Here is a 10,368-nt window from a genome sequence, read left to right as displayed (position 1 = left end):
GGCTTGCAAAGAAACTTCGGCTCGATGGCCAAGCCGCTGCAAGCAGGCTTCGCGAGCGCTGCCGGGTTGCGAGCAACGTTGCTTGCAAAAGCCGGCGTCACCGGCGACCAGGACATCTTCAGTCGCGGCGGCTTTCTCGATGTATATGCGGGCGATGGCGCAACGAACGCCGAACCCAACATCGATCTCGCCTCCGTCTGCGTCAAACTCTACCCCTGCTGTTACGGCGCGCATCGAATGATCGCGGCGGCATTGCAGTTACAGGCATCGGGCCTGGTGCTCGACAACCAGCGCTTCGAAGTCGTCGCGCCGGCAGGCCAACTCCAACCGTTGCGCATCGACGTGCCCAAGAGCGGCCTCGAAGCAAAGTTCTGCGCTCGCTACATCGTCGCCACTGCGCTATTGCAAGGCTCGATTTCGTCCGCCGACTTTACTGACGAGGCCAGCCAGCGACGCGAGCATCGCGCGTTGATGGAGCACATCGTCATCGTCGGCAGCCCGGACTCGCCCACCGACACACTCGAAGCAGGCGAAGTCGTGCTGAATGAAATCAGCGGCGACTCACGTCAACGTTCGGTACGCGTGCAAGCGTATCCAGGCTCAGGTCGCTCGCCGGCCACCGAGGCTCAGCGAGCCGCGAAAATCACTGACTGTCTCGAGGTCTACCATCGCAGCGGCGGCAGCCGTCTCACGCTCGCCGACTTTCGAGCGATGGTGTCGCAGCTGTGTTGATCGATCACAGTGCCGAGATCACCGTCTTGGTCTGCAAGTACGCTTCCAATCCTTCCTGACCGTTTTCGCGGCCCCAACCCGATTGGCGATAGCCGCCGAACGGCAGCGACTGATTGATCACCAGCTGACAGTTGAGCCACACCGTGCCGGCCTTCAAACGCTTGGCTGCACGATGGGCTCGACTGTTGTCACGAGTCCAAACCGCCGCCGCGAGGCCGTACACCGAATCATTCGCCAGCGCGATGCCTTCGTCGAAATCATCGAACGGAATCACCGCTGCCACCGGGCCGAAGATTTCTTCACGCACCAATGGCGACACCGGATCGGCCCCCGTAATCAGCGTGGGCTGAATGAAGTAACCGGCATCGCCCCAAGTCTTGCCGCCGGCGACGACTTCAGCGCCGTCCGTGCGACTGTTGTCGATGTAACCCAGCACACGATCGCGTTGGCGCGCCGAGATCAGCGGGCCGATCAAAACATTCGGCGTGGTGCCTGGGCCGATGGGTAAGTCGCCAGCCACCTTGGCCGCGCCTTCCACGAACTGGTCATAAACTTTTCGTTGCACGTAAATGCGGCTGCCGGCCATGCAGATCTGGCCCGAGTTGCGATAGATGCCCAACGCCGCGCCGGGGATGGCTTTGGCCAGGTCGGCATCGTCGAACACCAGCACCGGCGATTTGCCGCCCAACTCCAAAGTCAGTTTTTTGAAATTGTCGACCGACGAACGAATGATGGCGCGCCCGGTTTCGGTCGAGCCGGTGAATGCAACTTTATCGACGTTCGGATGAGCTGCGAGCGCCGCGCCAGCTTCACGACCACCAGTGACGACATTCACGACGCCTGCAGGCACACCAGCCTCAGTCGCGATCCGCCCCAACAGCAACGCACCGAGCGGGGTTTCTTCCGCTGGCTTCAACACTGCCGTACAACCAGCAGCCAAACACACGGCGAGCTTCGAGCAGGCAAACGAGAATGGTGAGTTCCAAGGAATGATCAGTCCGGCGACTCCAACCGGCTCACGGCGCGTGTACGCGAGCACTTCCATCGCTGGCGATGAGAAATCCGAAGTTGTGCCGTGGATCTTGGTGGCCCAGCCCGCGAAGTATCGAAACGTTTCCGCGGCATTGGCGACCAGCAAGCGCGAGAACTGCAATGGCATGCCGTTGTCGGCGGTCTCGATCTGCGCGATGCGCTCGACCGAAGCTTCGATGATATCGGCGATACGAAGCATGATACGTGCGCGGGCCGCATTGCCGAGCCCCATCCATGCATCGTTGTCGAAAGCACGTCGAGCGGCAGCGACGGCATGATCGATATCCGCTTTCTCACCGGCCGGTGCCTCGGCGATTTGCTCGCCGGTGGCGGGATCGAGCACCGGCAACGTTTTCCCCGAGGCCGCCTGCAGCCAGGCCCCGCCGATCAACAATGACCAAGGCCCGGCAACGCTCATTGGATCGAGCGCCGTGGCATCAGCTGGCATGCGCATACTCTCTTTGGACGGAATAACGAATGGGCAGCCGCTTCAGCCCACCCATGAACAAGGTGCGACTCTGCACCGCCTCGCCATCCAGCTGGATGTCGGGGATGCGACTCAGCAACTCGCGATAGAAAATACTCATCTCGAGCTTGGCCAGATACTGGCCCAGGCACACGTGCGGACCGATCCCGAAGCCGATGTGCTGATTGGGCGAGCGGTCGACGCGAAACTCGAACGGATCGGTGAACACATCCTCGTCGCGGCAGGCCGAGGGATAGCACATGAGCAACGAATCGCCCTCGCGAATCTTCTGACCACGCAACTCATAGTCCTGAGCGGCCGTGCGGAAGAAATGTTTGACCGGATGCGTCCAGCGCACCATTTCATCCATGGAAGTGCGGATCAGCTCGGGCTTGGCACGTAGCTTCGCCATCTCACCCGGATGCTGTAGCAGTGCCAACAATCCGCCGGCAGTGGCCGCGCTGGTGGTGTCGTGCCCTGCCACTGAGATCGACAGATACCACGAGAACACATCCAGATCGCTGAGCGGCGCACCGTTCATGGTGGCGTTGGCAATCACCGAGGCGAGATCGTTCTTGGGATTACGTCGACGCTCCTCGACGATGGGCCGGAAGAACTCGAACAGCTCATTGACCACGGTGAGCATATGCTCGCCCTGCGACGTGCTGCGTTGGACGTCCGGATCGAACGCGCCGTTGATCTGCTTCGACATGCGTAACAGGATCTTCTCTGCATCCGGTGCGTCCGAGAGACCGAAGATCCGCAAGATCACGCGCAGCGGATACCAAACCGCAATGTCCTGCGAAAAATCGCAGCGTCCACCGAGTTCGACCATCTGATCGACGAACTGGCGCGCGATTTGTGTGATGTCGTCTTCGAGCTTGCGAACACTCTGAGGCAGGAACCACGACTGCGCGATGCCACGCAGAGCCGCGTGCTCCTCACCGTCGGTGGAAATCACCGTGCGCTGAACTTGATTGCGTCCCGTCACCGCGCGGATCTTGTCCTCCGCTTCGATGGTGTTGAGCTGTGTCCGTGGCGCGCTCAGGAAGATGGCGGGCTTGCGCTGAACTTCGGAAATGTCCGCATGCTTGGTCACGGCCCAGAACGGCCGATACTTGCTCGGCTGAGTCCAGCGCACCGGCTCGTTCTTACGCAGGGTCGCGAACAGAGCATGGTATTGCTCCGGGTCGGAATACACATCGACATCCGCGATCGCGTCATCGAGCTGAGTTGCGTTTTCGGTCACTTGGCGGCCCTCGGCTAGTGCTTGACGCTCAGTGTAATGCCATACATTCGCGGTAGCCCAGCCGTGCCATTGTCGCCCGTGGACGTCACGATGTTGCTGTAGTACTCCTTGTCGAGCAGATTGCGGGCCCACAGGCGCACGCCGAACCGCTCGCTCTCGGACCACCAGCCCACTTCCGCATTCACCAGCGAGTAGCTTGGCACATGGATGCGATTGTCCGGATCCGGGAAATAACCGTCGTTGTAGTAGTAATTGGCTGAGGCGCTGAAGGCACCGATCGAGGTCAGCCAGCGATAGTCGGCCGAGAAGTTCAAGGTCCACTTCGGTGCACGCACCATGTCGTTACCGGCTGCATTGGTCGCGCAGGTGGTGTTGCCACCGGTGCGTGGCCCCGCCAACAGCGACGGCGGATTGGTTGCGCAAGTCGCCGGGCTCGGCAAGGTGTAAGGCGCACCGGGGAACGAGTCGTACTCGGCATGCAGCAGGTTCAAGCCACCGCGCAAAGTAAGCCCGTCGAACGGTTCGGCCAACAACTCGGCGTCGAGGCCGTACATGGTTGCCTCCGCCGCGTTGAGCAGGAACACACCGCCAGGAACCTGCTGGCTGAGTTGGATGTCCGAGTACTGGTAGTAGAAGCTGGACAGGTTGGCGCGCACCGTTCGATCGAACAGCTCCGACTTGAGGCCGACCTCGAACGCATCCAATTGCTCCGGCCGCACCGGTGGCGCAGTCGGCGCAAGCAGATTGTAGATGCCGCTCTTGAAGCCGCGGCTGTAGCTGCCGTAGACCATCACGTCATCGCTGAGCTTTTGATCGAGCGCCAGGCGCCAGGTCGTACTATCGAACGAAGTCTCGCGATCCACCACGTTGCGCGTACCGATGCCGGTTTCGTCGCGACCTGTAATGCCGCGCTCGTCCTTGCTGAAACGCACGCCAGTGGTGAGTCGTGTGCTGTCGGTGAAGCTGTAGTTACTCTGCGCGAACACTGCGTAAGAGTCGGTGTCCTGCGAGGCAAAGCGATTGGTGAAACCGCCCACCGCCGCCTGCGACGCGCCCGACAAGCCGAACGGCGTCTGATTGGTTTCGCTGGCCAGATAGAACAGGCCCGCGATCCATTGCAGACGGCCATCCTGATTGGACTGCAACTGCAGTTCCTGCGTCAGTTGCGAAAAGTCGGTGCGAACTTGAGCGTTGACGATGGCGAGCGCAGTCGAGTCCTGATCGCTATCGACATCGAACGTGCCTTCACGATACGCCGAGATGCTGAGCAGCTTGGCCCACGACCAATCGTGCTCGATACGCAGACTCGCGCCGCCGCCGCTCGTCTCAGCCCATGGATGCAGATTGAAATTCAGGTCCTGCGGATCGCCGAGGAATTGCTGGCCACCCAGCGCCACCGAGCCTGGAATCACCGAGCGTGCTGGGCCGGCCGAGGTTGCTGCTTCTGAGTAATCGGCAGCGAACCGGATGACTGTGTCCTCACTGACATTCCAAAGCAGTTTGCTTCGCACCGACTTGTCGCGCGTCTTGCCCACTTCGCGACCGTTGAAGCGGTTGACGCCGAAGCCCTCGCCTTGATCGGAGAAGGAGCCGGCGAGATCCAGTGCGACGTTATCGCTCAGCCCGCCGGAGATGTAGGCGCTAGCGGCCGTGGTCTGGTAATTGCCGTAGGACAGATCGACTTTGTAGGTGTTGTCGAACGATGGATCGCGGGTCACGACTTGAATCAAGCCGCCGGTGGCGTTCCGGCCGAACAACGTGCCTTGCGGGCCTTTCAACACTTCGATGCGTTCGATGTTGTTGAATGAAAAGATGGCGCTGGGCAGCGCCGCGAGATACACGCCATCGACGTAGACAGCGTTGCTCGATTCTTCGCCGGGCGCGGCGTTCAGCGTGCCGACGCCACGAATGTATATTTGCGGAGCGGTCACTGCAGGCGTGATGACCAGGCCGGGAGTCACGTTGGTAATGTCCAAGCTGCGGCCGATGCCTTGCTTTTCCAACATGTCGGCGGTCAACGCGGTGACGGCGATAGGCACCGACTGCAGATTCTCACTGCGCCGCTGCGCGGTGACCACGACCTCCTCCAGACCGCTACCTTGCGATTGTTCGGCGGTTTGCGCATTCGCCGTGGTCGCCAAGGTGGCCAACACAGCAATGACCGGCGAACGCATAACCCTTCGACACCGCGCGTCTTTCATGTTTCCCCCGACATTATCTTTGTAGATTCTTGCCGCCGAGCCGAAGCGAATCGGCGCTCGACGGGCCGACCATGCACCAGCCGCGGCCGGGAGGGGAAATAGGGAATTTCTGGGCCGGTATAAGGCGCGCTTATGAAGACACTCTTTGGCGGATCCATTGAGCGGCGGCGTCGATGGCAGCGCGGGCGGCGTTCGAGGCTTCAAGCATGCCGGTGTAACCGTGAATCAAACCGGTGCGACGTTGCATGTCGACCGCTGTCCCGGAGTCGGCGAGTCGCTTGGCGTAGGCCTCGCCTTCATCGCGCAATGGATCGTATTCGGCGGTTTGAATCAGGGCCGGTGGCAGGTTGCTGTGGTTGTTCGCCTGTAACGGTGAGGCGCGGAAGTCTTGGCGCTGTTGTTCGTCTGGGGCGTAGTGATTCCAGAACCATTTCATCAAGTCGCGGGTGAGGAAGTAGCCCTCTGCATTCTCGGCATACGAGCGCGTATCGAAGTTCGCATCGGTCACCGGGCACAGCAGCACTTGGCCGGCGAGCTTCGGGCCGCCTTGGTCTCGCGCGAGGAGAGCGACTACCGCCGTGAGATTTGCGCCGGCGCTCTCGCCTGCCACGAAGATTGGAGCACCTTTACTTGCTAGCGTTGCCAGAGACTGCGCTGTCCATTGCAGCGTCGTGAATGCATCGTCGACGGCTGCCGGGAAACGATGCTCCGGCGCCTTGCGATAGCCGCAGGAGACGATGGTGCATCCGGTCTGCAACGCGAAGGTACGGAGAAAGGCGTCGGAAGAGTTCAGATCGCCGAGGACCCAGCCGCCGGCGTGATAAAAGACAATGACGCCTCGCGGTCGATCCACGGGACGATAGATACGGATGGGGATGGTACTTGCAAATGCATCCGTCACAGCGGGCGACGCCGGGCCTGGCGGAGCGTGCTTGCCCATCTCATTGACGACAGCTCGTGCGTCCGCAGGTGACATCTTTTCCAGTGCAGGCAGACTCCGTAGCACTGGCAGAAGCGCGGCGATTTCCGGATCCAGCGGCATGTCCGCTCCTCACAAACTCATGTTGATCACGCGACTCTGCGTGTACGCTTCGAGCCCTTCCTGGCCCAACTCCACGCCGATGCCTGACTGCTTGCAGCCACCCAACGGCACGTTCGGGTTCAGCTCGGGATGACGATTGATGGTCACCGTGCCCGTGACCATTCGCTGCGCAATTTCGTAAGCACGATCTAAATCGCGTCCCCACACCGAACCACTCAACCCATATTCCGTGTCGTTCGCTCTCGCGACGGCATCGTCGATAGACGAGTACTGCAGTATTGGCAGCACCGGCCCGAACTGCTCTTCACGCACCAAGCGTGTGGAGTCGCCGATATCACGCACGATGGTAGGCGCGATGAAATAGCCCTCGCGATCCAGCTTGTGACCACCCGCGATGATCTTGCCATTGCTTCGTGTGTCATCGAGCAACGCCAACACACGAGCGTACTGTGCCTGATTCTGCATCGGCCCCATCTGCGTAGCAGGATCCAATCCATCGCCAACCACAGTCTTGCGAGCCAACTCCGCCAGCGCCTCACACATGGGCTGGTACATCTGCGTCGGAACGTACACGCGCTTCACCGCGACACACACCTGTCCCGCATTACCCATCGCGCCCAGATAGAGATTCTGCGCAACGGAAGCGACATCCGCGTCGTCGAGCACGATGGCTGCATCGTTGCCACCCAACTCCAGCGTGACACGCTTGAGCGTGCTTGCGCCGCTGGCCATGACTTTGCGGCCCGTCGCCGTCGACCCGGTGAATGCCACCTTCGCGACATCAGGATGACTAGTGAGCGCCTCGCCCAGATCGTTCTGATCGACGATGATGTTGAGCGTACCCGGCGGTAACAGATCTGCAGCCACTTCACCGAACAACAACGCTGTGAGTGGCGTCGTCGGCGCAGGCTTGGCAACGACCGTATTTCCTGCGAGCAGCGCCGGCACAGCCTTCAAGATCAACAGCAGCAGCGGAAAATTCCACGGCATGATGGTGGCAACTACACCGAGCGGCGCACGTCGTTGCACGATGCGTTGCTGAGGTGTCTCGAGCAGTGTTCGCACCGGCAAATCCATCTGCGCCAGCAAGCGAATAAAGACCACGCTGCCACCGACTTCGCCGGCAGCCTCTGCGGTGGGTTTGCCCTGCTCTTGGGTCAAGAGTCGAGTGAACTCATCGACTCTCGCTTCCATGGCATCGGCCACGGCAAGCAACACCTTGCGACGTTCTTCGATGGGCTTGCGCGACCACGGACCGAACGCAGCCTTCGCCGCCGCAATCGCGGTTTCCAGCTGGCGCCGGTCCGCACGCGAGCAACTGGCGAAGACTTTAGCCGTCGCCGGGTTGATAACGTCCAGCCGTGCCGCACCCGGCACCAGCTGTCCATTAATGAGCAACGGGAAATCGCGCGCGAGCACACCAAGCTCTTGAGTGACGGCCGACATAACGATTCTCCTCAGCGCATGCGCACGATGGGCTTGATGACCTTGCCGCTTTCCTGGTCCTCGAGCGCATGCTCGATGTTCTCCAGATCGTAAAAGCGCACCAGCTTGTGCAGCGGGAACCGCCCGCTCATCACCAGCTCGACCAGCTTGGGAATGAACTCCTGCGGCTGAGCATCGCCCTCGATGACGCCACGAATCGAAATCCCGCGCCCTATCGCTGAAATCATCGGCACTTCGAGCACAGCCTCGCGCGGCGTGGCTGTCACCAGCGCGATGCTTCCACGCAAGGCCAGCAAGCCAAGTACCTGCGCCACAACCTTGGGCAAGCCCGACGTATCCAACGCATGCAACACGCCCGCCGGCGCAACCTCACGAACAATGGCAGCGACGTCTTCGTTCAGCGGATCAATCACGCGATGCGCGCCCAACTCCTTCGCCAACGCGCGACGCTCAGCATTCGGTTCGAGCACGATGATGGGCGAGCAACCTTCAACAACAGCCGCCATCAGTCCGCTCATGCCCACGCCGCCCGCGCCGACGATGACGATTGATTCACCCGCACGAGGGCGCAGCACATTCATGACAGCGCCCGCACCCGTCTGCACACCGCAGCCCAACGGCCCAAGCAATTCGAGCGGTGCGTCGGCACGAACCTTCACGACGCTGCTCTCATGCGCAACGCTGTGAGTGGCGAACGATGACTGGCCGAAGAAGTGACCGCCAATCGGCCGATCGCCGGCGGCGAGAGCTGATGAACCGTCGAGCCGCAGCCCGGTAAAGTTCAACGGCATGAACTTGTGACAGTAGCTCGGCTTGCCGGCCAGACAGCTCGGGCATTCGTGGCACGAGTTGAAGCTCATGACCACGCTATCGCCGACGCCAACACTGCGAACAGCAGCGCCGACGCGCTCGATCTTGCCCGCCCCTTCGTGCCCTAGCACCAACGCATGCGGCACACGACAACGAAATCCCAAGTCCGTGTGACACACGCCAGTCGCCGTCAGCCGCACCAGCACTTCATCATCACGCAGCTCGCGCAATGACAGATCCTGCAAGGCTGCGTGTTGGCTGTTGGGCTCGAAGACGGCCGCTCGAATGGTGGTCATGTCGTTCCTCGCATCACTCGAAGCCGTAAGGCCGATAGGGCCCGTTGTAGTAGTGCTCGACATGCGCCGCACCGACATGCACCGAACCATCCGGCGCGGTCGTCCGCGTCTCGCACAAGTAAACGTGCCCTTGCACTTTCGAGCCCGGCCCTTTCTCGCCGCGACCGAAGCCGTCGAGCACGCCGCCTTCAGTGGCATACGGGTGATGAATGAGCGGCTGTTGGCTGAAGTCGAACTCGTCCCACTCCATCGCGAGCTCTTCGGAGCCGTGATAGGTGTGTACGTTGCCGCCGTCCTTCCAACCGCCGGCGTAGTAGCCCGAGGTTTGGCCGACCCAGGGCATGCCGGCGGCGATGAACTCTTGCGTCCACTTGCCGCCGTCGCTGTCTTCGAGCGACATGACGACCCGCTTCAGGACTTTGGTGCCGGGGTGATACTCGGCCGCGTGCTTGGCCGAAACGATTTGATGACGCGAGTCATCCCAGCCTTTGACGATGGAACCGCCCAGCGCCGTGCCGAACACGTCCGAGAAGTCGCGTTGGATACCGTCGGCATCCTCGTGCAGGTGATAGAAGCCGCTGTAATCGCCGCTACGGAAAATGATCCAGAACCGCAACGCGCGTTGAATGCCGCCCGGCTTGATTCGCGGCGGCAACCACTTCGGATCGGGCGACAAGGGCCGGCGCTCCGCATACAAGCCCCAGCTGTGATCCCGCGCGCAGCTCCATTCCGATGGATCGACGTCCCAACGCTGATCGCCGTTGATGAGCACGCCCTTGGGCTTGCCGGGCTGGCAATAACGCGTTTGATCGGTGGTGCGCCGACCGCGCTGTTCGGCTAGATGATGTTCTTCAAGCTGCGCCGGGGACACGCCGTCCCACAGGATGTCGAAGCTGATGCCACTGTCATTCGGCTCGAGCTTCAGCCGCAGCTGCTTCAGCGGCTCCACCACTTCCACGCTGAAGGGCCCGACAGTAGTGCGCATATCGCGACGCCAGCAGCGACTGAAGCGCAGCGTGCGCTGGATGCCAGCAACGTTGAGCAGCGCGAAGCCGCCGATCATGTCGCTGTTGGGATTGACCCGATATCCGGTA

At 61.2% G+C, this 10,368-nt stretch carries 7 protein-coding genes and 1 pseudogene; 1 reads left to right on the top strand and 7 read right to left on the bottom strand.

What is annotated here, in order from left to right; all coding sequences use genetic code 11:
* A pseudogene (locus JNL55_RS16750) lies at positions 1–732 on the top strand (MmgE/PrpD family protein); the annotation flags it as partial.
* Between the two features lie 4 nt (positions 733–736).
* Here JNL55_RS16750 and JNL55_RS16745 read toward each other — a convergent pair.
* The 7 genes from JNL55_RS16745 to JNL55_RS16715 all read right to left on the bottom strand — a co-directional run.
* The gene (locus JNL55_RS16745) at positions 737–2,212 is read right to left on the bottom strand and encodes an aldehyde dehydrogenase family protein (RefSeq protein WP_293855892.1); all 1,476 of its coding nucleotides are present in this window, start codon (positions 2,210–2,212) and stop codon (positions 737–739) included.
* Entirely contained in the window at positions 2,202–3,479 is a 1,278-nt protein-coding gene (locus JNL55_RS16740; RefSeq protein ID WP_293855889.1) for a cytochrome P450, read from the bottom strand. The genes JNL55_RS16745 and JNL55_RS16740 overlap by 11 nt, the downstream gene beginning before the upstream one ends.
* A 14-nt stretch (positions 3,480–3,493) precedes the next feature.
* The gene (locus JNL55_RS16735; RefSeq protein WP_293855886.1) at positions 3,494–5,653 is read right to left on the bottom strand and encodes a TonB-dependent receptor; all 2,160 of its coding nucleotides are present in this window, start codon (positions 5,651–5,653) and stop codon (positions 3,494–3,496) included.
* 157 nt (positions 5,654–5,810) lie between these two features.
* Positions 5,811–6,722 carry an alpha/beta hydrolase gene (locus tag JNL55_RS16730; RefSeq protein WP_293855883.1) on the bottom strand — a complete coding sequence of 304 codons (912 nt, stop codon included), beginning with the start codon at positions 6,720–6,722 and terminating at the stop codon, positions 5,811–5,813.
* Between the two features lie 9 nt (positions 6,723–6,731).
* Complete coding sequence (locus JNL55_RS16725; protein ID WP_293855880.1) at positions 6,732–8,168, bottom strand: aldehyde dehydrogenase family protein; 1,437 nt, start codon at positions 8,166–8,168, stop codon at positions 6,732–6,734.
* An 11-nt stretch (positions 8,169–8,179) separates the two neighbouring features.
* A complete protein-coding gene (locus JNL55_RS16720; RefSeq protein WP_293855877.1) occupies positions 8,180–9,274 on the bottom strand; it encodes an NAD(P)-dependent alcohol dehydrogenase in 1,095 nt (364 codons plus the stop codon).
* Between the two features lie 13 nt (positions 9,275–9,287).
* A partial coding sequence (locus tag JNL55_RS16715) for a hypothetical protein (protein ID WP_293855873.1) occupies positions 9,288–10,368 on the bottom strand: 1,081 nt, incomplete at its 5' end.

This window comes from Steroidobacter sp., from assembly GCF_016790065.1.
Lineage (GTDB): Bacteria > Pseudomonadota > Gammaproteobacteria > Steroidobacterales > Steroidobacteraceae > Steroidobacter.
This window is presented reverse-complemented; position numbering and strand designations above follow the sequence as displayed.